The sequence below is a fragment of the Marinobacter sp. MBR-105 genome, from assembly GCF_053628895.1.
Genome location: NZ_JBRJHG010000013.1, coordinates 1 through 26,732, shown reverse-complemented (window position 1 = coordinate 26,732; position 26,732 = coordinate 1). Strand labels below are relative to the sequence as shown.

The window sequence follows — 26,732 nt, the reverse complement described above, 5'->3', positions numbered from 1 at the left end:
TCAGCCCCACACCCAGAGAATAACCGGCACTGCCGTGGCCGTGACCACCACGGACAGTGGCAGCCCCAGGCGCCAATAATCCCCGAACCGGTAACCCGCCGGTTCCATCACCAGCGCATTGGACTGATGCCCGATAGGCGTCAGAAATGCGCAGGATGCGCCAATGGCGACCGCCATCAGTGTTGCATCCGACGACAGCCCCAACTGACCGGCTACGCCCAGGGCAATGGGTGCGACCAGAATGGCCGCCGCGGCATTGTTCACAACATTGGACAACAACATAGTGCCGACAAGAATAATGGACAGCACCAGCCAGGGCGCCTGCCCCTCACTGATGGCCAGAATCTGACGGGCAATAAGATCGGCTCCGCCGGTGGATTCCAGGGCCTGCCCCACCGGAATCATCGCCGCCAGCAATACCACCACCGACCAGTCGATGGCCTTGTAGGCATCACTGGCCTCCAGCAGTCCGGCCAGCACCATGGCGACGGCACACGCCACCAGCGCAACCGGAGGCGTCACCCAGCCGGCGACAATAACGAGGATGGCAGCGGCAAACAGCCCGCCGGCCAGTCCAAGGCGTTTCTCCCGGCCAAACGCCAGCCCCCGTTCAGCCAGCGGCAGGCAGCCCAGCGTCCTCAGATTACCCGGAAGCGTCTCCTCGAAGCCCTGCACCAGCAGAATATCACCGGAACGAAAACGGATATCCGCCAGCCGCTGTTTGAGACGGTGGCCCTGCCGGGCGACGGCCACGACGTTGACACTGTAGCGCTCCCGAAGATTCAGACGGTTTGCGGTACGGCCGACCAGTTGTGAACCGGGCGTCACAACCGCCTCGATCAAGCGGGCATCGCCGGCAACCAGCTCATCCTCCGCCTGTTGCCGACGCCCTTTGCCTTCGGTGCCATCCTTCTCTACTTCCTCGTTCGGCGCGCCCGAAGCCAACGTCAGACCGGTGATCTCCAGAAACTCGCCCAGACTCTCAGTATCGGCTTCCACCAGCAGGACATCATTTTCACGCAGAATGGTAAAGGTTGAGGGTGCCGGCGTTGTTTTGTCATCGCGGATCAACGACAAGACCACCAGATTGTTCTGGCTGTCTCCGGCCGTCAGCAGGTTGTGCAGGGTGCCGCCGGCAAAGTCAGAGCCTTCGGTCAGTTTCAGCTCAGTCAGGTAGTCGCCCACGCTGAACAGTTTGTCGCCGGCGGCAGGATCCTCCCGCTTAGGTGTCAGGCGCCAGCCGATCAGCCCGATAAAGACAATGCCCGCCAGGGTGATTGCCAGCCCCACGGGAGCAAAGTCGAACAGCCCGAATGCTCCGGGCTCACGGTAGCTGGCGATGATGATGTTGGGCGGGGTACCGATCAGCGTAATGGTGCCGCCCAGCAGCGACCCGAACGCCAGCGGCATGAGCAGCAGTGACGGCGAACGCCCGGCTTCCCGGGACATCCAGATGGCGACCGGCATCAGAAGCGCCAGCGCCCCCACATTATTGATAAATGCCGAGCACACGGCCACTACGAGGGTCAGGGTCAGTACCTGAATCATGGCGTTGTTCCCTGCCCGGGCCAGCAGCCGCGCCACCTGGTCCACTACACCACCGTTAACCAGCCCCTGGCTGATAACCAGCACCGCCGCCACGGTAATCACGGCCGGGTGCCCGAAACCGGAGAATACGCTGTCAACCGGCACCAGTCCCGCGATGGCCACCGCCAGCAGAGCCAGCATGGCAACAACATCAAACCGCAACCGGTTCCAGATAAACGCGGCCAAGGTGACAAACAAAACGGCAAACACAATCCATTGGTCAGCTACCATGCCCTTCGACTTCCTCCATAACCGTCAATAAGTTTTACAGATCGAGCCCGCGCAGGCTCCGGAACCATCAGCAAACATCTGTATTAACGGGATTACCCGATTCTGGTGCAAAACCTGCTATCGATCACCTGAGATATTACCTGCATGGAAGCCCAGGCAGGTCACAGGGTCGTGGTCGACTATAGCAGTTCCCGCAGTAGTGCCCTCTCGTTTTTGAATACAGCGTTGTCGGTTGTTCAGTCCCTTTGCCGGAGCAAAGCTATGGAACAGAAACGACCGCTTGTCTGGTTGTCGGCGGCCCCTGATGCTGAAAACACACAGCTGCCCAGCCTTCCCGGCTGGCAACTGACCGTCATCAGTAGTCAGCATGCCCCCGTGCTGCCAATGCCCGACTACCTGGGCAAACCCGTTGGGGTCTGTGTTCTCGCCAACCAGGACCCGCCCGCCCTGGAGAACATCAAAGGCTGGCTGGAAATGCTACCGGTAACCTCCTGGCTTGCCGTTGTCGGGCGACGGCAACTGAACGACGCGATGGTCTGTCGCCTGATCCGCGACTACTGTCAGGATTACCATACCCTTCCATTGGACCATCAACGACTGATCAATAGCCTGGGCCATATGTGGGGCATGCACTCCCTGAGTGCACACCTGACAGGCCCGGAACTGCTCAGTTACCAGGACTATGTACTGGATGGTCCTTCACCGGCCATTCGTCAGGCCCGCAGCCTGTTGCGACGCTTTGCAGCGACCCATGAACCCGTCATCATTTACGGTGAGAATGGCACCGGCAAGGAGGCAGCGGCCCGGTTTATCCATGAACACTCTCCCCGTCATCACGGGCCTCTGGTAGTCATCAACTGCGCCGCGCTACCGGAGTCCCTGACCCAGAGCGAACTGTTCGGCCATGAGCGGGGAGCCTTCACGCACGCACTGAAATCCAGAAAAGGCCGTATCGAAGCCGCCAATGGCGGTTCTCTGGTGCTACTGGGCGCCGACGAACTGGGGCTTATGCAGCAATCTGCCATCCTGCGTTTCCTGGAGGAAGGCACCATCGAACCCGTGGGCTCGAACCATGCCGTGCAGGTGGATGTGCGGATAATTGCCACCTGCAATACCCAGCTGGACCAGAAAGTCGCCCAGGGCAGTTTCAGAAGCGACGTTTTCTACCGGCTTGGCAACCTCACGGTGACCCTGCCACCGCTCAGAGAGCGTCTGGAAGACCTGCCGTATCTGGCCCGACGGGCCCTGGGCGCATCCGAGGGAGAGCACTACCGACTTGGCAACGCCACTTTGCTGGCCATGGCCGCACATTCATGGCCGGGTAATCTGCGGGAACTGCAGAACCGGCTTCGGCAAGCCGTCCTGCTTGCCCGGCAATTAAGCATCCAGCCCGAAGACCTGGGCTTGCCCCCGGTCAAATTACCCACACACATCGATCAGTTCAGCCTGGAGGCATACAGAGCCCGGGCGGACCAGGAGGCCATCGCGACCAGCCTCGCCCTGACGCATCACAACGTCTCGGCGGCCGCGAGGCTTCTGAATATTTCCCGAGTCTCGTTTTACCGACTGCTGGAAAAACACCAGCTGCAACCACCATCGAACCACGGCCTTTCCAAGAAACGCGATCATGGAGATCTGTCATGAAACGTCTGGCCCTGTTCAGCTTCAGCCTATGCCTCACCCCGCTCGCCCTGGCCGCCCCCCCTGCCCCGGATGAACGCACCACCGGCACCGCCGAGCAGCGGGAAGCAGCAGCCCAGGACAGCGCAACTACCATTGCCTCCATTACCGCAGACCGGGGTATCGTCACCCGGCCCGGGCGATTTACCATCGAGCCATCGTTTTCCCATGCCCATAGCAACGCCACCCGCGTGGCGGTTGAGGGGTACACAGTCATTCCAGCCCTGCTGGTGGGGTTGATCAACATCTCCGAGATCCAGCGCGATATCTTCGTCAGCGCATTATCCCTGAAATATGGTTTCACCAGCCGGCTGGAAGGCAGCCTGAGGGTGCCCTACCTGAGCATCCGGGAGGACCTTCGGGAACGAGAAGTGTTTCAGGGAACGCCGGTCGATACCGTCCGGGAATCGTCCGGTGATGGCATCGGTGATGCCGAGTTATCGATACGTTACCAGCTCAACGATGGCCTCGATGGCTGGCCCTACCTGATCGGTACTTTCCGGACCCGGGCACCCACCGGCGAAGGCCCCTACGATGTCGACCAGCGAATCATTACCGACAGCAGCGGCAACCCCATCGGGGTAGAGCTGGCCAACCGCCCCACCGGTTCAGGCTTCTGGGCAGTGGAACCGGGACTTTCCTTTATCTACCCTAGCGACCCGGCAGTTCTGTTCGGAAACCTGAGTTACGCCTGGACTATCAAGGAAGAGCAGGGCTTTGAAAACGGTGGCACCGTCGACCCCGGCGACGTGGTGAGATTCGGCTTCGGAATGGGCTTTGCGTTTAATGAACGCACTTCGTTCAGCCTGGGCTATGATCACTCGGTCATTCGCAAAACCACCTTTGAACATGGCAACGACCTGTTCTCGTCCAACTTCGACCGAATTCAGGTGGGTTCACTGTCTTTTGGGCTGTCGCACCGGCTTTCGTCCTCAACCACCATGAGCCTGACGGTGGCGGTGGGAGTCACCGACAACGCACCGAACAGTGAGATCACCCTCAAGCTACCGATCAATCTCTGAAACTGATCACGGCAACATAGGCAGACTGAAATCCCGTGGCAACCGATAGGCGCCGCCGAGGTTGTTCAGTTCAATATTCAACTGCCGGATATTCTGGATGGTGGTTCCGTTCAGACTGTTCTGGATAACCGTCATCCAGCCAACCGAGCCGGCCACGGCGGTATCAAGCGCCAGCTGCCCTCCTTCGCTCTCCCAGGCTCCCCGAATGGACGCCAACTGGGTGCTCAGGCGGTCTACGGCCATGGGATCGTTCAAATTCGGAATGGTCAGGCGATTTACAACCAGGGTCTGACCGTTCACGGCCAGTACCTGCTCAAGGCCAATGGAGATCTCCAGATTGTTCATCACAAAGCCGCCCCGGAGCTGATCCAGCTCGGTATCCGCCAGGCTGGTAACAGGTAGTCTCAGCTCGGCATGAACCGGCCCGGCTAGCAGACTCAGAGTAATCAGAACAGCCCATCCTTTAACCATGGTCTTACCACTCCTGTGTACTGGGCCAGTATGGCAGGGTATGTCCCAATGCCGGCGAGCCAAGCCCCTTGAATAGAGGTGCCCGGGCCAGGCCCGGCCAGTCGTCCCGATCCAGAAAACTGGCTCGCCCCATATCCAGATGGCTGCGTATCACGAAGGCGGAGCCATCCCAATGCTCCTGAAATTCTGCCCAACTGTAGGCTTTAAGCCCCCGGGCCGGATCGCCCACCAGCACTTCCTGATCACTGATGCCCTTGATCACCACAAAATGCCGGTAACCACCCAGCGTTACCAGGGCAATCACCGGCACGCGAACCTGATCCCGAAGGCCGGCCAGAGGCATACGGAATCCGTCCGCCAGATAACCCTCGGATTCCAGATACCGCTTCATATCCAGCATGGAAAAGCCCTGCTGACGGACTTTGTCCTGATCCGCCAGAGTCCACATGCCTTCAAACACTTCCTGCTCACTGACCTCATCGCCGTAGTGAAAAGACAACAGCGATGCCAGTGCCGCCGAGCCACAGCTGAAATCGTATTCCTGCTGGAACACGGCCGAAAATCGCTGATTCTGAAAACTGGTGACAGACACCGGAACATCCCCGGCAGGCCCGGGAACCAGCACGGTGCCGGCATGACTGAGTGTTGACAACATTCCGGCCAGCGCACCGGCCAGGCAACACCTTAAAAACGGCCGGCGGGAAAGGCCGCCACACCACGGCGCTACGGGAGTTGCCGACAGCGCCTGACGGCTGCGTCCCTGACTGTTCCCGATGCGATTGGTAGCCATGGCGGCCGCCCCTCCTCAATGGTTGATGAGAATATTGATTTGCGTGCTGTCCTGAATGACCACCTGGTTGCCGGTGTTCTGGATGACGGTGGCAATGCCGCTCATGTTGCCGAAGGCCTGATCACTGATACGGTTGTCTCCCGTCTTGACCGGGCCAGACAACACGTTGCCAGACACCAGAGCGTTCTGTTCTGACTCATTGAGTTGCCACTGGAGCGGAATTCCCTGTCGCCCGCTGGCAGCCTCCAACTGATCAGCACTCATTGGTTCCGCATCAGGCCAATCCCCGGCCCAGCTTGCAGACGCCACAGACACCAGCGCAGCCATCACAATCCTGTTGATGAATCTGGCCATGACACATCTCCCGACAAAACCGGGCTGCCCTGGCTGGGCAGCCCGACCTGTCTCAGTTGCTGCCACCACCGGTACTCAGGTTGGACATTACGCTTACATTGGCCTGGGTTACGCTGCCAACGCCAGCATTCTGGGCAAATGCCCCGACGCCGGTGAAGTTGGCGGAGCCACCACTGATTTCGTTACCAGTGCGGGTATCCACATAGGAACCTTCACCGTTGGCGCTGCCATAAGTGACATTGGTGCCAGAGACCGAGCCGTTAAGCTCTGCATCGTTCATGAACACTTCCAACGACAGATTCAGCGTGGTGGCGCTGTTGTCTGAGTTGTCACTGCTGTCACTGTTGTAGGAATCGGTGGCATTGGTGGAGTTGTCAGAACTGTCACTGTTGCCACTGTCCGCGATCTTGAACGAATCGTTCACGTTGGTGCTGTTGTCGGAATTATCGGAGTTGTCAGAGTTATCTGAGTTGTCCGAATTGTCGGAATTATCCGAGTTGTTCGAATTATCGGAGTTATTGGAGTTGTCCGAATTATTCGAGTTATCAGACATGTCGTTTCCACTGTCGGCGATCTTGAAAGAGTCCGCCACATCGGTGCTGTTGTCTGAATTGTTGGAGTTGTCGGAGCTGTCCGAGTTATCGGAGTTGTTGGTGGAGTTGTCGTTGCCAGAATCCGCGTTACCGGAATAGTTGGTATTGGCAGCGGAATTGTCATTGGCATTGTTGTTGGGGTCACCGTCCCCACCCTGGTCAGCCAGTGCAAATCCGGAAATACCCATGCTCATGGCAATGGCAGCGGCTAGCAGATTTTTTTTGGTATTCATGATGTCATGTCCTTTTGATGGTATTGGCTTAAAGGGGTCCAACCCAACCCGCCAGCATTCGGGTAAGCCAAGGTCCAGACCCGCCCGGAGACAAGAGCGATTCCCGTGCCAGAAGCCAAGAAAATTATTCAGGACATTGAAAACTATTGGGAAATTCGAATTTCAAGGGCGCCGGAAAACAACCGTGAACTGACGAACTGTTGCGCTGGTGAAACAGCAAACGATGGCTACAGATCGGCCATTTCGTTTTTGACCACCAATATCAGCAACCTAGAAAAAACTGACAGTGTTAAAAAACAAAACCCCGCAGGGCGCTAGCCATGCGGGGTTTCTGGTAGCTGGCAGGCACCTGCGGGTGCCTGCCGGACAACCTGAACCGGTCGATTAACCGAACTGGTTCATGGTGTTGTCTTTACCACCGGCCTTCAGGGCCGCTTCACCAGCGAAGAACTCTTTGTGGTCATCACCGATGTTGGAACCGGCCATGTCCTGGTGCTTCACAGTAGCGATACCCTGACGGATTTCCTGACGCTGTACGCCAGCAACGTAAGCCAGCATGCCTTCGTCACCGAAGTAGCCTTTGGCCAGGTTGTCGGTAGACAGAGCCGCAGTGTGGTACGTCGGCAGAGTGATCAGGTGGTGGAATACACCGGCTTCACGGGACGCATCACGCTGGAAGTTACGGCACCACTCGTCGGCCAGCTGACCCAGCTCGGTGTTGTCGTACTCGGCGCTCATCAGATTGGCGCGGTCGTAGGCAGAAACGTCCTTGCCTTCTTCCTTCCATGCGTCGAATACCTGCTGACGGAAGTTCAGAGTCCAGTTGAAGGACGGGCTGTTGTTGTAAACCAGCTTGGCGTCGGGTACCACTTCCTTGATGCGGTTAACCATGCCAGCAATCTGGCCAACGTGCGGCTTCTCGGTTTCGATCCACAGCATGTCTGCGCCGTTCTGCAGGCTGGTGATGCAGTCCAGAACAACACGGTCTTCGCCAGAACCCGGCTTGAAGCAGAACAGGCCAGAGGCCAGACGCTTCGGCTTCAGCAGCTTGCCGTTGGACTTGATCACAACGTCGCCGTTCTCGATCTGGGAAGCGTCATCAATGTACTCGCCGTCCAGGAAGCTGTTGTACTGGTCGCCCAGGTCACCCGGCTCGTTGGTTACCGCGATCTGCTTGGTCAGGCCAGCACCCAGGGAGTCAGTACGGGCAACGATAACACCGTCGTCCACACCCAGTTCCAGGAACGCCAGGCGAACCGCGTTGATCTTGGACAGGAAGTCAGCGTGCGGAACGGTTACTTTACCGTCCTGGTGACCACACTGCTTCTCGTCAGAAACCTGGTTTTCGATCTGGATACAGCAAGCACCGGCTTCGATCATCTGCTTGGCCAGCAGGTAGGTGGCTTCGGCGTTACCGAAACCAGCGTCGATGTCCGCAATGATGGGCACAACGTGGGTTTCGTGGTTGTCGATCTGCTGCTCGATTTCCTTGGCCTTAGCGGTGTCACCAGCTTTCTCGGCCTCATCCAGAGCGCGGAACAGGTGGTTCAGTTCCCAGGCATCAGCCTGACGCAGGAAGGTGTAAAGCTCTTCGATCAGGCCAGAAACCGCAGTCTTCTCGTGCATGGACTGGTCAGGCAGCGGGCCGAACTCGGAACGCAGGGCAGCAACCATCCAGCCAGACAGGTACAGGTAGCGACGCTTGGTGGTACCGAAGTGCTTCTTGATGGAGATCATCTTCTGCTGACCGATGAAACCGTGCCAGCAACCCAGGGACTGGGTGTACTTGGAAGAATCGGCATCGTAAGCAGCCATGTCTTCACGCATGATCTTGGCGGTGTACTTGGCGATGTCCAGACCAGTCTTGAACTTGTTCTGGGCGCGCATGCGGGCCGCGTGCTTCGGGTTGATGGCGTTCCAGGTGGGGTTCTGCTTCACGAGGGAAGCGATTTGGTCGACGTCTTGTGCGTAAGGCATGGTCTCTATCCTTTCTACGTTTGTGTTCAAAAGGTTCGGAGTGCTGCTGCCAGCAGCCTCCGGAGTCAGCCACCGGCCGGATTAACCGGGCTGGTGGTGACGTTGGGCGTAACTTTAGTGCTTTCGAATTTATAATTGAAATTTATATGGTGTATTTTCGGCATTTTTTAAATGAATACACATAATCCCTGCCGACAGGCTGAAGGCCTATTATTGAGGCGGGTCATTTCGGACAGACTACAGCGTGCTATGATTCAGGCACTTGACCCAGATCAGCAACCTCCCTCACCCACGGGCTACAGGGGCATTCTGTGTTCTACGTCCGCGCCTTCAATCATTCACTCCTGCACGCACTGAAGAACCTGCTTCCCATTGTGATCGTGGTGGCGTTCTTTCAGGTCGCCATTCTCCAGCAGGTGCCAGAGAACCTGTTCAGCATGGTTGCCGGCCTGTTTGTGGTTGCCATCGGTGTTGCCCTGTTTCTGCAAGGGCTCGAGCTTAGCATCTTCCCGCTCGGAAAGAGCCTGTCGAATCAGTTTGCCCGGCGCGGTTCCCTGGTCATTCTCCTGGCCTTCGGCTTTGCTATGGGCTTCTCTGCGGTGATCGCCGAGCCAGCCCTGATTGCGGTGGCCGAGCAGGCGCAAACCATCAGCGAGGGGCGCATCGACAGCCTGACACTCCGGGTGCTGGTGGCGTTGTCCGTGGGTTTCGTGGTGGCCCTCGGCATTTTCCGGACCATCTTCGGCTACCCGTTACACTGGTTCATGATTACCGGTTACGTCATCGTGGTGATCGTCACCTGGTTTGCACCGGAGGAAATCGTCGGTCTGGCGTACGATTCCGGCGGTGTCACCACCAATGTTGTGACCGTGCCGCTGATTGCCGCGTTGGGCATAGGTCTGGCTGCGTCGATCCGAGGCCGGAACCCGCTGATTGACGGTTTCGGACTGGTCGCACTGGCGGTGATGGTACCGATGGTCACCGTGCAGGTTTACGGCATGTTGGTGTACTCAGGTTCTGCCGAAGCCGAGGGTGTCCCGCTCTCACCAGATGTCGGAGAAACCAAGCCTTCCGGCGTGGTCGGCGCACTGCTGGACCTGGTCACCATGATTCGGGATGTTCTGCCCATCATCATTACGGTGCTCTTCTTTCAGTATCTGGTACTGCGCCGCAAACTTCCCAATCCACGCAAGGTCATCTTTGGTTTTACCTTGGTGATTCTGGGGCTTTATGCCTTTGTGATCGGTCTCAAGATGGGGTTGTTTCCGATTGGTACCAGCATGGCCGAACAACTGACGGCCAGAGACAACTATCTTTACGTGTACCTCTTTGCACTGATGATCGGCTTTGCCACGACCATGGCGGAACCGGCGCTGATCGCCATCGGCAGACAGGCGGAAGAAGCCGCCGGGGGAACCCTGAACGGCAATGTCATTCGCATACTGGTGGCGGTCGGGGTAGCCGTCGGCATCACTATCGGCGTTCACCGGATCATCACCGGCGACTCCATTCACTACTACATCATGGGCGGCTATATTCTGGTCGTCGGCCTGACCCTGATTGCGCCCCGCTACATCATCGCGCTGGCCTATGATCTGGGTGGGGTCACCACGTCGGAAGTAACCGTCCCTCTGGTTACCGCCCTGGGCATTGGCCTGGCCAGCAGTATCGACGGACGCAGCATTCTCATCGACGGCTTCGGGCTGATTGCCTTTGCTTCAATCTTTCCTATCGTAACGGTGATGGCCTACGCCATCGTATCCCAGTATCTTGCAGAACCACGTAAGGAGACACCATGAAATTCTCGGCACTGGTGGCCATCGTTCCTGAAGACCTGGAGCAAGAGTGTATTGATTCTGCCCGGGATTGCGGTGCCGGAGGAATCACTGTGATGTCCGGCCGGGGCATCAGCAATACCGCGAAAAAAACGTTCTTCGGCCTCACCTATGACGGCAGCCAGAGCGTGTTACTGATGGTGCTGGAGAAAGGGTTGTCGCTGGACGTACTGAAAGCCATCCAGAAAGCCATCATGCCGGATGGCAAGGATTCCCAAGGCATGATCTTTACAGTACCACTGGAACATCTCGGCGGTATCGACATGGCCCAGGTGGAAAGATTTGAACAATACCTGAAAGACTCTCTGTAACCGGAGCACGATAATGAAACTGGTCAAAGACGTGATGATGACGGACATCATACGAATCTCCGCCTTCGCCAAGATACGCGAAGCGTTGTCCCTGATGAAACGGCACAATGTTAAATCCCTGGTGGTCGACCGCCAGAGCGAGCACGATGCCTGGGGGCTGATTACCTATACCAATATTGTCAAAACCATCATCGCGGAGGACGGGGACATTGACCTGCTGAACGTATTTGATGCCTGTGCCAAACCGGTGATCAGCATTGGTGAAAGCCTGAACGCCAGGCACGCCGCCAGCCTCATGATTCGATACCGGGTCAAACGACTGTTGGTGGTAGAGAATAATGAACTGCGAGGTTTACTCGTCATGGATGACTTGATGACAGCGTTACTTGACAATATAGACTGAGAGCAGAATGCAGGCTGCTTTCAGGAGTTACACATTAACAACTGACAATCGACGTGGCGCGCAGACAAACTGACTACTCAAATCGCAGCATTGCGACAAGCGAACCCAAGGAGTCGAAGCGTGTTGGCGCGCTGCACAAAAAACAGCACCAGCATCGTATCAAAAACAGCGGTCTTGGCGACTCTCTGTTTTTTCCTGGCCGTTACGGGGCTTTTTTCGCTCTATTCCAGTGCCTCAAGCGGGCTCCACACCCGTATCGATTTTGAGGAAAACGAGAGGGCGTGGCATCGAATGGTGTCAGGCGATAATGCCGCAAAACTAAAGCGCTGGCATGGTGTGCTTGAACAGGTAAGATCGTTTGATAATCCTGAAAAGCTTAGATATATCAATTCCTTTGTCCACGATGCACTGTCTTACCAGCTGGACAGGGCACTCTGGGGAAAGGAAGACTATTGGGCAACCCCTCTTGAAACCCTGTCCAGGGGCCGCGGCGACTGCGAGGATTATGTCATCATTCAATATATAAGCCTGCTCAACGCCGGCGTAAGCGATGACAAGCTTCGCCTTATCTATGTCCGCGCCCGAATTGGCGGGCCCTCCAGCCCCATCACCCAGCCTCACATGGTGCTTGGTTACTATCCGGAGCCCGGCGCCGAACCGCTTTTGCTGGACAGTCTGGTTGAAGACATCCTGCCTGCCAGCGAACGAACCGACCTTACCCCGGTCTTCAGCTTCAACATTAGCGAACTCTGGGCGGCTAGTGGAGCCTCCGCGGGCAGTGCTACCGCTCGCCTGTCCCCATGGCGCAATGTACTAGAGAGAATCAAGAGCGAAGGAGTGAGCTTCAATGTCCCTCGTTAAACAGTTATGGCTGGGCACCAGTTTGCTGATTCTGACAGCTTTCCTGGCAAGCCTGGCGGCGAGTCTGGTCTCCGCGCAAAGTTATTACCAAGAGCAGTTGATGCTGAAAAACATCGATAGCGCCAACTCACTGGCACTGACCATGTCGCACTCTGAAAAAGAGCAGGCATTGATGGCGTCCTTCCTCGATGCACAGTTTTCAACAGGGCATTATCAACGCATCGAGTTGTCGCAAACAGACGGCCAGTCACTGTCTTTCACTGCTTCGCCCGCTGATCATCAGGCGCCCAGCTGGTTTCGTGTGATGTTTCCCCTGGACATTCCGCCCGGTGTAGCCACGGTTTCCGATGGCTGGGTGAACTTTGGGACGCTGTATGTCGAGAGCGCCAGAACATACGCCCAGACATCGCTATGGGTGACAGCCCAGCGCCTGTTCATTTGGCTGTGCCTCGTAGCCGTGATTGCTGGACTGATTGGCAGCTGGCTGGTGCGACGCATCAGCAGCCCATTGAACGATGTGGTGAAACAGGCTGAAGCGATTGGAGAAAAACGCTTCATCGTGTCCGAGGAACCCAACACTACGGAGTTCCGGCGCGTTGTCAGCGCCATGAACAAGCTCTCGAGGCGTGTCGAAACGATTCTGGAGTCTGAGGCAAAAGCGCTGGCAGACATGCGTGAACGGGCGCTGAATGATCCGGTCACTGGCGTTGCCAATCGGGAGTTTTTCATCAGTCAGTTAAACAGTCTGATCGATGACCCGGAGTCTGACACCAGGCACACGCTGGTTCTTCTTCGGATACCCGGATTGGCAGAACTCAACGCGCAGCTCGGACGAGATCAGGTCAATGAAGCACTCCAGATTATGTGCGGTAATGTGCTGAAAGCGCTGAGCAATAGCGATCTCTTGTTTCAGGATGCCTTCATGGGCCGCCTGAATGGGTCTGACTTTGGGCTCTTGGTCACTGGATTCCAGGATGCATCACACATTCTTCCGACCCTTGAACAGATGCTTACCGGCCCAGTCATGCGCCGGGCGAGGCTGTCAGTCTCAACATTCGACTCGACAGCGACGCACGCAGCCGTACTGATGCATGCGGACCATCTGCTCGCAACCGCCGAGCAAACCAACCAGCGAGCCGTTGTTGATGAGGACAACCCTGAGGACATTCCATTCCGCAATGCCGCCGAATGGCGCACCGCACTCAATCAGGCGCTGGAGGAGCGAGCCATCGACGTCGCCTTCCACCCCTTGATTGATCGTTCTGGTAACATCATTCAGGTCGAGGCGAAGGTGCGGCTCAAACTACTGGATCAATGGCGCCCGGCTGGCTTTTTTCTTCCCTGGGGGCGGCGGCTTGGCCTTTTACCTCACGTTGACACAGCCATGGTCCAGTATCTTCTTGAAACGTTCACGGAGCAGGGCGAACTCCCGGTTGTCGTTCATATCGCCAGAGAAACCTTACTGGATGAGACTTTGCGGCGCACCATCGTCAATCTCCTGAGCCAGCGCCACGAGCCCAGACGATCCTTCCGGCTTGAGCTGCCCGAGGAGGTCCTCGCCGAGGGAGAGCTGCTGCTTGGCCGCTTCGTCGAAGAAATACAGACACAAGGTTGCCAGGTGGGAATCAGCGGAATTGGCAAAAACCTGGAAAGCATTGCCAAGGTCCACGAGCTGGGTCTCGACTACCTGAAAACAGATCCTGTTTATGCCCAGCGGCTTGAAGACGACCCAGCCACTCAGCAATATCTCCAGCGTTTGACCGGACTGGCTCACTCCATAGGGCTGAGTATCTACCTGGCGGGCGCAAAGACAGACGGATGCGTCCAGGCTGCCTGGAATGTGGGATTAGACGGGGTCACCGGGCCGGGCGTGAAGTCAGGCAATTAATCAAAATCGAACAGATCGTCTCCGCTGTTATCAATCAAATTGAGGTGATCGTCCTGCCCCCGCATGGACTTTCGTTCCATCAGCTTGGCTTGGGCTTCCGAGGGCAAATCGGTAAAGCGTATGACACCTTTCATCGCCAACAGGTCCACCAGGTCCTCAATGACCCGAATGAGGGAAGAATCCGACGCCCTGAAGCGGACGTCGGCATCGACGTCAGCGCGGCTGTAAAGAAAGGCTTCGACAGAGGGATCGTCGTCTGGAGCCTCAACGAAACCGGCTAAAGGCTCCTCACTGACAGCAACAACTCGGCCGGACTGGTTACGCCTGATGAACATTGTCTTGCTTCCTGTTGGCAAGCTGGCCATTCACATAAAGCATCAACTGCATACGGTCCTTAACGGCCAGCTTCTTGAATATGGCCCCCATATGTTCCTTGACAGTGCGTTCGGTAATGCCGAGGTCTGAGGCAATCTGCCGGTTACTCAACCCCTTGGACGCACTTAACGCAACTTCAGTTTCTCGGCTGGTCAGCGACTGCAAATCGCCTTTTGGCTCATGCCCCTGATCCGACTCGACGGCACGTGCAACCGACTGCAACAGTGAACTCAGGAGATTCTCCGGAAACCACAAACCGCCTGCCAGAATCGTCTTGGCGACCTGGCGGAAGACCTTATCGTTTGATAACGCTGGCAGATAAGCCCGCGCTCCGCACGCCAGACTTCGGTTCATTTCAGCGGCTTCGGGTAGCCGCGCGAGCACAGCCACACGAATACCAGCCTCGGAAAACATGCGCACACATTCTTGCCAGCCCGGCACATCGGAACTTATCCAGGCCACCGAGGCTTTCGGCATCGACACATGCTGCCCATCAACCATTTGCTGGGGCACCCCAGGCAATACCCGCTCCCAGTGGCCCAGAGGGCGAAAAGCACGACCATACAGCAGAATAGAGGACTCTGTTTTCATCGCTCGCTCAGTGCCAGAGAAGTAGCGCGCACCACGGGCTTGAGCAGGTACTCAAGCACTGTTTTCTGCCCGGTCAGGATGTCTACCTGTGCCGTCATTCCGGGGATAATGGCAAATTGCTCCGAAAATCCCTGAGTTTCAGTGCGCAGTCTTGTCAGATAATAGGTGTTGTTGTCTTCATCGGTGATCGTGTCTGCACTGATGTGCTCAACCGTTGCCCTCAGCCCGCCAAAAACCGCAAAATCATAGGCGGTAAACTTGACGATGGCTTCCTGGCCCTTCTGGATAAAAGCAATGTCTTTGGGCGACACTCTCGCCTCGACCAGCAATTCATCGTTCAGCGGGACGATTTCTACCACGTCCTGGCCTGGCGAGACCACACCACCCACCGTTTTCACAAACAAGCGCTGAACGGTGCCGTCAACCGGTGCAACAATTCGGGTTTTGCTGACGCGATCCTGTAATCCATCCAGTGTCTCGAGAGTCGCCGCCAGCTCGCTGACTGAGTCCGACAACTGCTCACGCCAGCGATTGGTCATAACCAGCCCGGTTTCCCGTATCTTCGATTCTGCTTCCAGAATAGCCGACCGCGAACGCGTGATCGCAGCCTCAGCCTGAGCAAGCTCACCCCGCGCATTCGAGATTTCTCTCTCCAGCTTGATCAAGTCAACTTCTGAAACCGCTCCCGAGGCCAGCAAGGGTCGCTTGAGTTCAAGTTCCCTGGACGCCAGTTTCAGCACTTCCTGGAATTGCCGGCGGGCCGACTGAGCCTCCTCAAGATCGGCCTGACGCTGTTGCAACTGTTGGCGATGAATCGCCTCCTGCTCCTGCATTTCGCGGCGACTGTTTTCAAACAAGGAGCGCTGGACCGTGACAAGTTGTGGAGAACGCTCAATAAACTCAGGCGGGAACGTGAGCTCCTTGCCCTGAACGAGAGCCTCTAGCCGGAATATATCGGCGGTCAAGGATAATTCCCTCGCTTTCTGCTCGGCAAAGTCAGAATCGAAGCGGGTCGATTCAATGCTAACCAGCAATTGCCCTTTCTTGACCAGTTCGCCTTCCTGCACAGACAGAACCTCAACGACGCCTCCATCCAGAGACTGCACCACCTGCAGTTGCGTCGAGGGAATCACCCGGCCATCCCCTCGAGCGACCTCATCAATCGGTGCCAAGCCGGCCCAGACCAGCAACGCAATCACAGTCAGAAAGATCATCCACAACAGCGCTCTCGGCCGGATCGGCTCCTGCTGAATGCGGGCCCACTCACTGTCTACTTCCCACCCACGCTGATCCGGGACGCGCAGCCAACGCCCTGCCAGCTTCTCAAGCCAACGTTCCGGACGCTTGCCAACACGCTCAGCGCCCTTGCCAATCCGGTGAAAGCTCTTCTCGGCCAATGACGAGGACGGCTCATTGTTCTCGCTCACGAGGCCCCCCTTATCTTACCCTGACGCAATGCCTCGACGACCGTTGCTTTTGGTCCATCCGCGACAATCCGGCCGCCATCCAGCACAATAATCCGGTCCGCCAGTTCCAGCAACGAGGTTCGATGCGTGACCATCAATAGCGTCTTGTTCTCCGCCGCTTTGGCCAGACTGCGCTTGAAGTGTTCTTCGCTACTGTGATCCAGAGAGCCCGTGGGCTCGTCCAGCAGCAGAATGGCGGGATCACCCACCATCGCCCGCGCGATGGCTAACGCCTGACGCTGCCCGCCAGACAGTCGCTGGCCACGCTCACCAACCTGCAGATCAAACCCATCTGGCTGTGCATCGACGAACGACTTCAAACCGCTGAGTTCTGTTACCCGAAGCAGTTCCTCATCGGACACCGGCCGGGAAAGCGTGATGTTGTCTCTGAGACTCCCGAAAAAGAGCTCCACATCTTGCGGCACATAGCCAATATTGTTTCGAAGTTCCGCCGGGTCTAACTGACGAACATCCACATTATCCAGCGACAAGGTACCTGCGGAGGGGTGGTGTAGTCCAAGCAACAGGCGTTGCAGCGTACTTTTGCCCGAGCCGTTTCGCCCCAGAACCGCCACCCGCTCACCTGGGTTCAGTTTCATTGAAACGCCGGTGAGCGCGGCCTGCCCGGCGTCCGGATAACTGAAATGCACATCCCGAAGTTCCACCCGACCACTCAAGCGAGGGCGCGAGACCCAGTCCTTTCCGGCTTCACGCTCCTGTGGCAAAGCCATGATATCGTCGAGGGTTCGGAGCGCTGTCGCTGCCTGGTGATACTGAGCCAGCAAACCGGCAGCCTGACTGACCGGCGCCATGGCACGCGAGGACAACAGATAAGCAGCGATCAGGCCACCCTGGGTCAACTCACCGTTGATGATCAGATATACCCCGAGGATGATGATTGAAACCGCAACCAGGTGCTGAACCCACTGCGCACCATTCTGAAGACTGGCAGAGATGAATTTCAGGCGAGCTCCAACGTTGCTGATATATAGCGATGTGCGCTCATAGGCTTCCTGTATCCGGCTTTCAACGCCGAAACTCTTGACCGATTCCAGGTTCGCGAGACCCTCTACCAGAGTCGCATTCCGCTGGGAACTCGCCGACATGCTCTCTTCGGACAAGTCCCGTAAACGGCGCTGCGCGATGGCGGCATAAATTACAAGGCCGAGCGCCCCCACCAGCACTGGAATGCCAAGGGGCCAACTGATTAGCACAATCACCACCAGGAACAGAAGCATAAACGGCAGGTCGACCAATCCCACCACGGTCATGGAACTGACAAACGAGCGTACAGATTCAAACGACTGAACATTTGCGGCAAATGCGCCCGCAGATTGTGGACGATGTGCCAGGCTGAGTCCCAACACCCGTTCCATAATCGTCGCGGACAGTTTCGCATCCGCGCGACTGGCGGCCAGATCAATGAACCATCCGCGCATCAGGCGAAGAACCAGATCTGCACAAAGGGCGATCAGAAGCCCCACCGCCAGGACCCACAACGTATGCGTGGCATGGTTGGGCACCACGCGGTCGTACACGTTCATGACAAACAAAGGCATGGCAACCGCGAAGACATTGATCAACAGCGCGGCGATACAGATATCACGATACAGCTTGCGATTCTCGCCAATGACACTCCAGAACCAGTGCCCGCCCTGCGCCGCCCGTGTTCTGGTTGCGCGCTGATCAAAGTGAAATCTCGGGCGACAATAGATCACTGTCCCTGAGTAGAGTTCGGATAACTGTGCAGAGGTAATCTCCGTTTCTGACTCGGGCAGCTCGGGAAAAACGACCGATGCCAAGCCTCCCTCCGCATCAAGCGAGTGAACGACACACGCACGTTCATTATTCAACAACAACACTGCAGGCAGCAGCGCGGTATTGATTGATGACAATGACTGTTGACAGACCTGGCTGCTAAAACCCAGTCGCCGAGCGCCTCGACCAAACAGCGAGGGCGTCAGTCGGCCCTGGTCAAGGGGTAATCCGGAAACAATGGATTCTCCGGACGCCTGGCGTCCATGTAATTTGCAAAGAACGCGCAGGCACGTTAGCAAGTCATCCTGCCGGTGATCTATTGCAGAAGTTTCCACGCCTCTCCTTATCTATGCCGAAATGGAGATATCAGTTTCCTGCAACCTCTTGCGCCTGCAGAACACGAATATCGACCCTGCGGTTGGCGCTCACTGCCGCCTCGGAAGGCTGGGAAAACCGGGGCTGATAAAATCCCTGACCTGTGAGCTTTAGTCGAGTTCTTTCAATAGCATAGTCGTTAACCAATGTCTCTGCGACCGCTTCCGCCCGGCGCATCGAGAGTTCCCGATTATAAACCGGCGCCCCCGTTCTGGAAGCATGGCCAACGATCTCCGCTTGCGCATCCGGATTAGACACGAGGTACTGTCCGAGATCCCTCAGGTAAGCCTCACTGGCAGACGAAATGTCGGCAGAATCATTGGCGAACTCAATCACCATTGTTTTTACCACCTCAGGGGGTTCGGCAATGGTACAGCCGCGAATATCCACCTTGCTGCCTGCCGGCGTTCCGGGACACTGATCTTTATAGTTCTTCACCCCATCACCATCGGAATCGAGCAACAACCGGACCGACTGGTCCACTTCAACGGCCGGGCACATGGAGTCTGTAAACGGGAGCGGAGAGGCGCCAAGGTCGTCCAGGGAGGGAAGACCGTTTCGAACCAGCCCCAGAGACACAACCAATTGCCCCATCTCGGCCTGAACGCGCGCCACTGCCAGTTTCTGATCGTAGATTGCATTCACATAGGCACGGCTGGCATCGAAGTATTCGTTCTCCGCATCCAACACATCCAGCAAGGTGCGTTCACCAATATCAAACTGATCTTTGTAAGCTGTCCGCACCCGCGCTGACGAGAGGCGGTGGTTGTTGAGAATCGGAATCTGGCTCTCCAGATTGCGCACATCGTTGAAGGCAATCTGAACTTCCTGGCGAATATCAACGCAGGCTTTGTCACGAAGATCCTTGGCTACATTGACCCTGTCGTAGGCACTGCGCACCCTGGCCCGGTCGGCGCCACCGCGATACAGATTCATACTCAACTCAAGACCAACCCGGCCATCGGTCTCGGAATCGTCGAAGCCCAGATCGTCATACGAGCGATGACCATAGCTGGCCACCAGGTCCAGCTTTGGATGAAAGCCTGAACGACTTTCCTCAACGCTGGCCTCTGCCGCCCGGATCTGCCGATGCGCGGCACGGAAGGACGGATTCGCTTCATAAGCAATACCCAGGGCCTCCTGTGCAGTCGCTGGTACAAGCTCAACCCCGATCATGACCTCATCCGGCTGACTGGGTGCTTTTTCTCCTATGATTCTGAGATAACGAGCCCGAACGTCGTGCAAATTACTGGCTACCGTGAACAGATTGGCTTCGGCCAGTGATAAACGTCCATTGATCTGCTCGAGGTCTGCTGCTCTCGCAACGCCCGCCTCGGCACTTGAGCTTACCTGTTCATACACATCCTGGTGTGTCTGCAGATTATTCCTGGCCAACTCCAGAAGCTCTTGCTGACGGCTGACGTCAAGATACGCTCGCAGGGCTTCAAGGCTGGTGTCTTCAATCTGGGCGAGCAGCTCAAAATAACTGACCAGTTGTTCCTCTTCAAAGCGCTGAACGGCACTTCGGGTCTGAAAGCCATCGTAGAGCATCTGGGTCAGGGTCAAACGACCGTCGTAGCCATCAAACTCACTGACTTCGCCATAATTGCGATGTTCCCAGCCATAACGGGCCGTCGCGTCCAGAGAGGGCTTATAATCCCCTTTTGCGGCCGATTTGTCGTGGCCGGCAACCAGAAACTGGTGCCAGCTCGCCTGAACTTCCGGATTGTGCTCAATAGCATTTCTGACCGCCTCCAGCACACTACCCTCTGCAACAGGTTGGCTGCCATAGGTCTGCGCAGCGGTGATCGCCGGCGCAGTCATACAAGCCAAGATCGCAAACGCAACAGCCCGGCACTCCAAGACCTTTCTTACCATTAAAAGCTCCAAAATCATCACACGAATCATGGCACCACGTTGTTCACTGCTGACCAACGCTCAAGTTACGAGGCTACCCGCATTATCGCCCACCCGGCCCGAAAAAACCGGCCGTCAATTGTACAGAAATCACGCAAAAAAAGATGGATTTTACAACTGTTTACAATCAAACACAGGGAATCTACCCAACCTGTACCTGAGTCCAGTAGGCGACGATTGGCAGACAGTCTACTGTAAACGACACTACGAAGTTTCTTAAATTCACTTGCTTGTTCGATTTTGCAATATAGAGGAACGCCATGAGCATCACGATCGCGATCGTTGTTAACGTTACCGGAAACGCTTGGGCAGAAGCTCCCGACGGGAGCCACCGCCTGCTGCAACCGGGCGACGCACTGATGCTTGGCGAGCGCCTGATTACAGCTGATGACGGGCGGGTCACGCTGGACTTTGGCTATAACAACGAAGCAACCGTCGATAGCGGTGTCTCCATACTGGCCAGCGCGGAATTAGCCAATAATTTTGTCCCGGCAGCGACCGACAATTCACTGGAAGACAGCAGCGTTGAACAGGCTCTGGCCGCCATCGAAGATGCTCTGGGCTCGAGCCTTGATGATATAGAAGCTCCCGCAGCCGGTATTGACGGTGGCAGTGCGGGCGGCAGCAGCTCTGTTCGCCTCGCAAGGATCGTCGAGAATATTAATGGCGCCGATATCAGCTTGAACCTGCAGTCCCTTGATAGCGAGACGCCCCTAATTAATGACAGTGGTGTTACGACCGGGTCCACCGCCGAGGCCCAACCATTGCCGGGCAGTATCGCCATTGACAACGTTTCTCCAGTGACTGGCGACAGCAATAACCTGATCGTAAACGGCAACAGCAGCAATCTGTTGGCCGGCAACAGCATCATCGTTACCGTGACTGATCAAAACGGGAATTCCGTTTCACAAACAGTCACGGCAGGGCCGGATGGCAAATTTACTTCGGTAATCTCCCAGTTTCCGAATATGGTCGACGGCCCGATTACCGTCGGGGTATCGGCGCAAGGATCGGATGGCAATCTGGTGTCTGCCACAACAGAAGGCTCCCTGGATCTGATCGCCGGCAGCGTATCTGTTACATCAACGATCACGGATCACAGTAGCCAGACCCTGGGCCTGGATGGCACGACCACGGATATTGCACCAGGCAGCGCCGTGACCATTGTGGTTACCGATAGCAATAACAACAGCCTTACAACCACAGCGACGGTGGGGGATGACGGCTCGTTCTCACTCACGGGCGTCGATATATCAGGCCTGGTGGATGGCGATCTGGCCATTACCGTTACCGGCGAAGATCGCAACGGTAATGCCGTTACCGACTCGGCCAGCGGTTCTTTCGACGCGACTGCTGGTGCTCTGACTGTCTCTCTTGACACCGTGGATAACACGGCGCAAACCGCGAACCTGTCTGGTACCACCACGGACGTTGCGCCGAATGAGCAAGTTGCGATTACCATTACCGACTCTGCTGGCAATATCGTGAACGCCATCGCCACCGTCGGTGCGGATGGCTCCTACAGCCTGACCGGTGTCGACATCTCCAGCCTGGTCGATGGCAGCCTGACCGTGGAGGCCTCGGCTCAGGACCGTAATGGCAACGCCTTGACTGACTCGGCCAACGGTGCCCTCGATGCCACCGCCGGTGATCTGACGGTCTCTGTCGGCACCATCGATAACACGGCGCAAACCGTGAACCTGTCCGGCACCACCACGGACGTCGCGCCGAATGGGCAAGTTGCGATTACCATGACCGATTCGGCTGGCAATATCGTGAACGCCACCGCCACCGTCGGCGCCGATGGTTCCTACAGTCTGACCGGCGTCGACATTTCCAGTCTGGTCGACGGTGACCTGACCGTGGAGGCGTCCGCGCAGGACCGTAACGGCAATGCTGTGAGTGACTCGGCCAACGGCACCTTCGATGCCACCGCCGGTGATTTGACCGTCTCTGTCGACACTGTTGATAGCACAGCTCAAACCGCGAACCTGTCCGGCACCACCACCGACGTGGCCCTGAACAGCCAGGTTGACCTAACCGTCACCGACTCCGCCGGCAATGTCGTCACTGCCACCACGACTGTCGGCGCCGATGGTTCCTACAGTCTGACCGGCGTGGACATCTCCAGCCTGGTCGATGGCAACTTGACCGTGGAAGCCACGGCTCAGGACCGTAACGGCAACGCTGTCTCCGACTCGGCGGCAGGCTCACTTGATGCGACTACCGGTGCTCTGACCGTCTCTCTTGACACCGTGGATAACGCAGCGCAAACCGTCGACCTGTCCGGCACCACGGCCGATGTGGCGCCAAACAGCCAGGTCAACGTGACCATCACGGATTCCACTGGCAATGTCGTTAACGCGATCACCACCGTCGGTGCGGATGGCTCCTACAGTCTGACCGGCGTGGACATCTCCAGCCTGGTCGACGGCGACCTGACCGTGGAGGCCTCGGCGCAGGGCCGTAATGGCAACGCCTTGACTGACTCGGCCAACGGTGCCCTTGATGCGACCGGCGGTGCTCTGACCGTCTCCGTGGACACCATCGACAACACGGCGCAAACCGTGAACCTGTCCGGCACCACCACGGACGTCGCGCCGAATGAACAGGTCAGCATCACCGTCACCGACTCCGCCGGCAATGTCGTCACTGCCACCACCACCGTGGGTGCCGATGGTTCCTACACTCTGACCGGCGTCGACATTTCCAGCCTGGTCGATGGCAGCCTGACCGTGGAAGCGTCCGCACAGGATCGCAACGGCAATGCCGTCACCGACTCGGCGACCAACAGCTTTGACGCCACCGCAGGTGCTTTGACGGTCTCTGTCGACACCGTCGATAACACCACGCAAACCGCGGATGTATCCGGCACCACCAGTGACGTAGCACCAAACAGCCAGGTTAACGTGACCATCACCGATTCCGCTGGCAACGTCGTCAACGCCACCACGACCGTCGGCGCCGATGGTGCCTACACCCTGACTGGCGTCGACATCGCCAGCCTGGTCGATGGCGCCCTGACCGTGGAAGCCTCGGCTCAGGATCGCAATGGCAATGCCGTGAATGATTCGGCCAACGGTGCCTTTGATGCGACCGGCGGTGCTCTGACGGTCTCTGTCGACACCATCGATACCACAGCGCAAACCATGAACTTGTCCGGTGCTACCACGGACGTGGCGCCAAATGAGCAAATTGCGATTACCATCACCGACTCTGCCGGTAATGCCGTCACTGCCACCACCACCGTGGGAACCGATGGCTCTTACACTCTGACCGGCGTCGACATTTCCAGTCTGGTCGACGGCAACCTGTCCGTGGACGCTTCCGCGCAGGATCGCAATGGCAATACTGTGAGTGACTCGGCTACTGGCAGCTTTGATGCCACTGCTGGCGATCTCGCCGTGACCATTAGCAACGTCGATAATGGTGCCCAGACTATCGATCTGTCCGGCACCACGACCGATGTGGCGCCAAACAGCCAGGTTAACGTGACCATCACGGATTCCGCTGGCAATCTCGTTAACACCACCACGACTCTAGGCGCCGATGGCTCCTACACTCTGACCGGCGTCGACATTTCCAGCTTGGTCGACGGCGACCTGACCGTGGAAGCGTCCGCGCAGGATCGCAATGGCAATGCTGTGAATGATTCGGCCAACGGCACGTTCGATGCCACCGCCGGTGCTCTGACCGTCTCTCTCGACACCGTGGATAACGCAGGGCAAACCGCGAACCTGTCCGGCACCACCAAGGACGTGGCGCCGAATGAGGAAGTCAGCATCACTGTCACCGACTCCGCTGGCAATGTCGTTAATACCACCGCCACCGTGGGCGCCGATGGCTCCTATTCCCTGACCGGCGTAGACATCTCCAGCCTGGTCGACGGCGACCTGACCGTGGAGGCCTCGGCCCAGGATCGCAACGGCAATGCCGTCTCCGATTCGGCTACCGACAGCGTCGATGCCACCGCCGGTGCTCTGACCGTCTCCGTGGACACCATCGATAACACGGCGCAAACCGCGAACCTGTCCGGCACGACCTCGGACGTGGCGCCGAATGAGCAAGTTGCAATTACCATTACCGATTCGGCTGGGAATATCGTGAACGCGGCCGCCACCGTCAGTGCTGACGGCTCCTACACCCTGAACGGCGTGGACATCTCCAGCCTGGTCGACGGCAACCTGACCGTGGAAGCCTCGGCTCAGGATCGCAATGGCAATGCCGTGAATGATTCGGCCAACGGTGCCCTTGATGCGACCGACGGTGCTCTCACCGTGGCCGTCGCCAATATCGACAACACAACTCAGGCGATTGATCTGTCCGGCACCACCACGGACGTCGCGCCGAATGAGCAAGTTGCGATTACCATCACCGACTCTGCCGGTAATGCCGTCAATGCCACCGCCACCGTGGGTGCCGATGGTTCCTACACCCTGACTGGCGTCGACATTTCCAGCCTGGTCGACGGCAACCTGACCGTCGAAGCCACGGCCCAGGATCGCAATGGCAATGCCGTGAGTGATTCGGCCAACGGCAGCTTAAATGCCATTGCTGGCGATCTCACCGTTACCTTGGACACCGTCGATAACGCGGCGCAAACCGTGAACCTGTCCGGCACTACCACGGACGTGGCGCCAAATGGACAAATTGCGATTACCATCACCGACTCTGCTGGTAATGCCGTCAATGCCACCACCACCGTCGGCGCCGACGGTGCCTACACCCTGACCGGTGTGGACATCTCCAGCCTGGTCGATGGCAACCTGACGGTCGAAGCCACAGCTCAGGATCGTAACGGTAACGCCGTCACTGACTCCGCCAACGGTTCCCTGGATGCCACCGCCGGTGATCTGACCGTGTCTCTCGACACCGTCGATAACACGGCGCAGACCGTAAACTTGTCCGGTACTACCACTGACGTGGCGCCGAATGAGCAAGTTGCGATTACCATCACCGACTCTGCTGGTAATGCCGTCAATGCCACCACCACCGTCGACGCTGACGGTGCCTACACCTTGACAGGCATGGACATCTCCAGCCTGGTCGACGGCGACCTGACCGTGGAAGCGTCCGCGCAGGATCGCAACGGCAATGCCATCACCGACTCGGCAACCGGCACCTTCGATGCCACCACCGGTGATCTAACGGTGGCCATTGCCAATGTCGATAACGGTAACCAGACCATCGATCTGTCCGGCTCGACCACGGATGTGGCACCAAACAGCCAGGTTAACGTGGCCGTCACCGATTCCGCTGGCAACGTCGTTAATACCACCGCTACTGTCGACGCCGATGGTTCCTACACCCTGACCGGCGTAGACATTTCCAGCCTGGTCGACGGCGACTTGTCCGTGGAAGCCACGGCCCAGGATCGCAACGGCAATGCTGTGAGTGACTCGGCCAACGGTTCCCTGGATGCCACCGCCGGTGCCTTGAGTGTCTCTGTCGACACGATCGACAACACAACCCAAACCGTGAACCTGTCCGGTACCACCACGGACGTGGCACCAAACAGCCAGGTTGATGTGACCATCACCGACGCCGATGGCCATGTCGTTAATACCACCGCCACCGTGGGCGCCGATGGCTCCTACACCCTGGCTGGCGTGGACATTTCCAGCCTGGTCGACGGCAATCTGACGGTCGAAGCCACGGCCCAGGATCGCAACGGCAATGCCGTCAATGACTCAACCACTAGCATTCTTGATGCGACTGCCGGCGACCTGACGGTATCTCTCGACATCGTTAATAACGCGACGCAAACGGTTAACTTGTCCGGTACCACCAACGACGTGGCCCCGAATGAACAGGTCGACATCGCCGTCACCGATTCCGCTGGCAACGTCGTTAATACCACCGCTACTGTCGACGCCGATGGTTCCTACACCCTGACCGGCGTAGACATTTCCAGCCTGGTCGACGGCAACCTGACGGTCGAAGCCACAGCTCAGGATCGTAACGGTAACGCCGTCACTGACTCCGCCAACGGTTCCCTGGATGCCACCGCCGGT

General features: G+C 57.4%; 20 protein-coding genes. 9 read left to right on the top strand and 11 right to left on the bottom strand.

All coding sequences use genetic code 11. The features are described 5' to 3' along the window. On the bottom strand, positions 1 to 1,818 hold the full coding sequence (locus tag ACSSVV_RS14925) for an SLC13 family permease (RefSeq protein ID WP_454106474.1): 1,818 nt from the start codon (positions 1,816 to 1,818) through the stop codon (positions 1 to 3). Between the two features lie 261 nt (positions 1,819 to 2,079). Between ACSSVV_RS14925 and ACSSVV_RS14920 the strand changes: the two genes are divergently transcribed. Both ACSSVV_RS14920 and ACSSVV_RS14915 read left to right on the top strand, forming a co-directional pair. Further along, positions 2,080 to 3,462 carry a sigma 54-interacting transcriptional regulator gene (locus tag ACSSVV_RS14920; protein ID WP_454106473.1) on the top strand — a complete coding sequence of 461 codons (1,383 nt, stop codon included), beginning with the start codon at positions 2,080 to 2,082 and terminating at the stop codon, positions 3,460 to 3,462. Then, positions 3,459 to 4,520 carry a transporter gene (locus tag ACSSVV_RS14915; protein WP_153740501.1) on the top strand — a complete coding sequence of 354 codons (1,062 nt, stop codon included), beginning with the start codon at positions 3,459 to 3,461 and terminating at the stop codon, positions 4,518 to 4,520. Before ACSSVV_RS14920 ends, ACSSVV_RS14915 begins: the two co-directional genes overlap by 4 nt. A 6-nt stretch (positions 4,521 to 4,526) precedes the next feature. Here the strand turns inward: ACSSVV_RS14915 and ACSSVV_RS14910 are convergent, their stop codons facing one another. From ACSSVV_RS14910 to ACSSVV_RS14895, 4 genes are read right to left on the bottom strand one after another with little or no spacing between them, the layout of a single operon-like run. Beyond that, positions 4,527 to 4,991 (bottom strand): hypothetical protein, encoded by a 465-nt coding sequence (locus tag ACSSVV_RS14910; RefSeq protein ID WP_454106472.1) that lies wholly within the window; start codon positions 4,989 to 4,991, stop codon positions 4,527 to 4,529. A 4-nt stretch (positions 4,992 to 4,995) separates the two neighbouring features. Beyond that, positions 4,996 to 5,781 (bottom strand): C39 family peptidase, encoded by a 786-nt coding sequence (locus tag ACSSVV_RS14905; RefSeq protein WP_454106471.1) that lies wholly within the window; start codon positions 5,779 to 5,781, stop codon positions 4,996 to 4,998. A gap of 15 nt (positions 5,782 to 5,796) precedes the next feature. Continuing rightward, a complete protein-coding gene (locus ACSSVV_RS14900) occupies positions 5,797 to 6,135 on the bottom strand; it encodes a hypothetical protein (RefSeq protein WP_226609747.1) in 339 nt (112 codons plus the stop codon). A 52-nt stretch (positions 6,136 to 6,187) separates the two neighbouring features. After that, positions 6,188 to 6,961, bottom strand: coding sequence for a hypothetical protein (locus tag ACSSVV_RS14895; RefSeq protein ID WP_454106470.1), 774 nt, complete (start codon positions 6,959 to 6,961; stop codon positions 6,188 to 6,190). Positions 6,962 to 7,066: 105 nt separating this feature from the next. Here ACSSVV_RS14895 and ACSSVV_RS14890 point away from each other — a divergent pair, with 105 nt between their 5' ends. Then, the gene (locus ACSSVV_RS14890; protein ID WP_041656515.1) at positions 7,067 to 7,279 is read left to right on the top strand and encodes a hypothetical protein; all 213 of its coding nucleotides are present in this window, start codon (positions 7,067 to 7,069) and stop codon (positions 7,277 to 7,279) included. Positions 7,280 to 7,345: 66 nt separating this feature from the next. Here ACSSVV_RS14890 and ACSSVV_RS14885 read toward each other — a convergent pair whose 3' ends face one another. Next, positions 7,346 to 8,938, bottom strand: coding sequence for an isocitrate lyase (locus ACSSVV_RS14885; RefSeq protein WP_022993107.1), 1,593 nt, complete (start codon positions 8,936 to 8,938; stop codon positions 7,346 to 7,348). Positions 8,939 to 9,249: 311 nt separating this feature from the next. Between ACSSVV_RS14885 and ACSSVV_RS14880 the strand changes: the two genes are divergently transcribed. The 5 genes from ACSSVV_RS14880 to ACSSVV_RS14860 all read left to right on the top strand — a co-directional run bounded on the left by ACSSVV_RS14880 (position 9,250) and on the right by ACSSVV_RS14860 (position 14,236). Next, positions 9,250 to 10,737: a DUF1538 domain-containing protein gene (locus ACSSVV_RS14880; RefSeq protein WP_014422734.1), complete on the top strand. Its 1,488-nt coding sequence runs from the start codon at positions 9,250 to 9,252 to the stop codon at positions 10,735 to 10,737. Continuing rightward, positions 10,734 to 11,084 (top strand): P-II family nitrogen regulator, encoded by a 351-nt coding sequence (locus ACSSVV_RS14875; protein ID WP_014422735.1) that lies wholly within the window; start codon positions 10,734 to 10,736, stop codon positions 11,082 to 11,084. Before ACSSVV_RS14880 ends, ACSSVV_RS14875 begins: the two co-directional genes overlap by 4 nt. A gap of 13 nt (positions 11,085 to 11,097) precedes the next feature. Next, positions 11,098 to 11,487 carry a CBS domain-containing protein gene (locus ACSSVV_RS14870; protein ID WP_014422736.1) on the top strand — a complete coding sequence of 130 codons (390 nt, stop codon included), beginning with the start codon at positions 11,098 to 11,100 and terminating at the stop codon, positions 11,485 to 11,487. A 120-nt stretch (positions 11,488 to 11,607) separates the two neighbouring features. Beyond that, positions 11,608 to 12,348 carry a transglutaminase-like cysteine peptidase gene (locus ACSSVV_RS14865; protein ID WP_014422738.1) on the top strand — a complete coding sequence of 247 codons (741 nt, stop codon included), beginning with the start codon at positions 11,608 to 11,610 and terminating at the stop codon, positions 12,346 to 12,348. Further along, positions 12,335 to 14,236 carry an EAL domain-containing protein gene (locus tag ACSSVV_RS14860; RefSeq protein WP_014422739.1) on the top strand — a complete coding sequence of 634 codons (1,902 nt, stop codon included), beginning with the start codon at positions 12,335 to 12,337 and terminating at the stop codon, positions 14,234 to 14,236. Before ACSSVV_RS14865 ends, ACSSVV_RS14860 begins: the two co-directional genes overlap by 14 nt. Here ACSSVV_RS14860 and ACSSVV_RS14855 read toward each other — a convergent pair. From ACSSVV_RS14855 to ACSSVV_RS14835, 5 genes are read right to left on the bottom strand one after another with little or no spacing between them, the layout of a single operon-like run. Further along, complete coding sequence (locus ACSSVV_RS14855; protein ID WP_014422740.1) at positions 14,233 to 14,571, bottom strand: hypothetical protein; 339 nt, start codon at positions 14,569 to 14,571, stop codon at positions 14,233 to 14,235. The two genes, ACSSVV_RS14860 and ACSSVV_RS14855, sit on opposite strands and share 4 nt — an antisense overlap. After that, positions 14,555 to 15,202, bottom strand: coding sequence for a helix-turn-helix transcriptional regulator (locus ACSSVV_RS14850; protein WP_014422741.1), 648 nt, complete (start codon positions 15,200 to 15,202; stop codon positions 14,555 to 14,557). Before ACSSVV_RS14850 ends, ACSSVV_RS14855 begins: the two co-directional genes overlap by 17 nt. Beyond that, the gene (locus ACSSVV_RS14845; protein WP_014422742.1) at positions 15,199 to 16,629 is read right to left on the bottom strand and encodes an HlyD family type I secretion periplasmic adaptor subunit; all 1,431 of its coding nucleotides are present in this window, start codon (positions 16,627 to 16,629) and stop codon (positions 15,199 to 15,201) included. Before ACSSVV_RS14845 ends, ACSSVV_RS14850 begins: the two co-directional genes overlap by 4 nt. After that, complete coding sequence (locus ACSSVV_RS14840) at positions 16,626 to 18,761, bottom strand: type I secretion system permease/ATPase (protein WP_014422743.1); 2,136 nt, start codon at positions 18,759 to 18,761, stop codon at positions 16,626 to 16,628. Before ACSSVV_RS14840 ends, ACSSVV_RS14845 begins: the two co-directional genes overlap by 4 nt. Before the next feature lie 31 nt (positions 18,762 to 18,792). Next, positions 18,793 to 20,625, bottom strand: a complete 1,833-nt coding sequence (locus ACSSVV_RS14835; RefSeq protein WP_228703057.1) for a TolC family outer membrane protein — start codon at positions 20,623 to 20,625, stop codon at positions 18,793 to 18,795. A 353-nt stretch (positions 20,626 to 20,978) separates the two neighbouring features. Here ACSSVV_RS14835 and ACSSVV_RS14830 point away from each other — a divergent pair. Then, a partial coding sequence (locus ACSSVV_RS14830; protein ID WP_454106469.1) for a hypothetical protein occupies positions 20,979 to 26,732 on the top strand: 5,754 nt, incomplete at its 3' end.

Bases quoted from the DNA above. Each gene is read 5' to 3' on its own strand.
- ACSSVV_RS14925 (WP_454106474.1), bottom strand. From the start codon at position 1,818: ATGGTAGCTGACCAATGGATTGTGTTTGCCGTTTTGTTTGTCACCTTG.
- ACSSVV_RS14920 (WP_454106473.1), top strand. From the start codon at position 2,080: ATGGAACAGAAACGACCGCTTGTCTGGTTGTCGGCGGCCCCTGATGCT.
- ACSSVV_RS14915 (WP_153740501.1), top strand. From the start codon at position 3,459: ATGAAACGTCTGGCCCTGTTCAGCTTCAGCCTATGCCTCACCCCGCTC.
- ACSSVV_RS14910 (WP_454106472.1), bottom strand. From the start codon at position 4,991: ATGGTTAAAGGATGGGCTGTTCTGATTACTCTGAGTCTGCTAGCCGGG.
- ACSSVV_RS14905 (WP_454106471.1), bottom strand. From the start codon at position 5,781: ATGGCTACCAATCGCATCGGGAACAGTCAGGGACGCAGCCGTCAGGCG.
- ACSSVV_RS14900 (WP_226609747.1), bottom strand. From the start codon at position 6,135: ATGGCCAGATTCATCAACAGGATTGTGATGGCTGCGCTGGTGTCTGTG.
- ACSSVV_RS14895 (WP_454106470.1), bottom strand. From the start codon at position 6,961: ATGAATACCAAAAAAAATCTGCTAGCCGCTGCCATTGCCATGAGCATG.
- ACSSVV_RS14885 (WP_022993107.1), bottom strand. From the start codon at position 8,938: ATGCCTTACGCACAAGACGTCGACCAAATCGCTTCCCTCGTGAAGCAG.
- ACSSVV_RS14875 (WP_014422735.1), top strand. From the start codon at position 10,734: ATGAAATTCTCGGCACTGGTGGCCATCGTTCCTGAAGACCTGGAGCAA.
- ACSSVV_RS14870 (WP_014422736.1), top strand. From the start codon at position 11,098: ATGAAACTGGTCAAAGACGTGATGATGACGGACATCATACGAATCTCC.
- ACSSVV_RS14860 (WP_014422739.1), top strand. From the start codon at position 12,335: ATGTCCCTCGTTAAACAGTTATGGCTGGGCACCAGTTTGCTGATTCTG.
- ACSSVV_RS14855 (WP_014422740.1), bottom strand. From the start codon at position 14,571: ATGTTCATCAGGCGTAACCAGTCCGGCCGAGTTGTTGCTGTCAGTGAG.
- ACSSVV_RS14850 (WP_014422741.1), bottom strand. From the start codon at position 15,202: ATGAAAACAGAGTCCTCTATTCTGCTGTATGGTCGTGCTTTTCGCCCT.
- ACSSVV_RS14835 (WP_228703057.1), bottom strand. From the start codon at position 20,625: ATGACTGCGCCGGCGATCACCGCTGCGCAGACCTATGGCAGCCAACCT.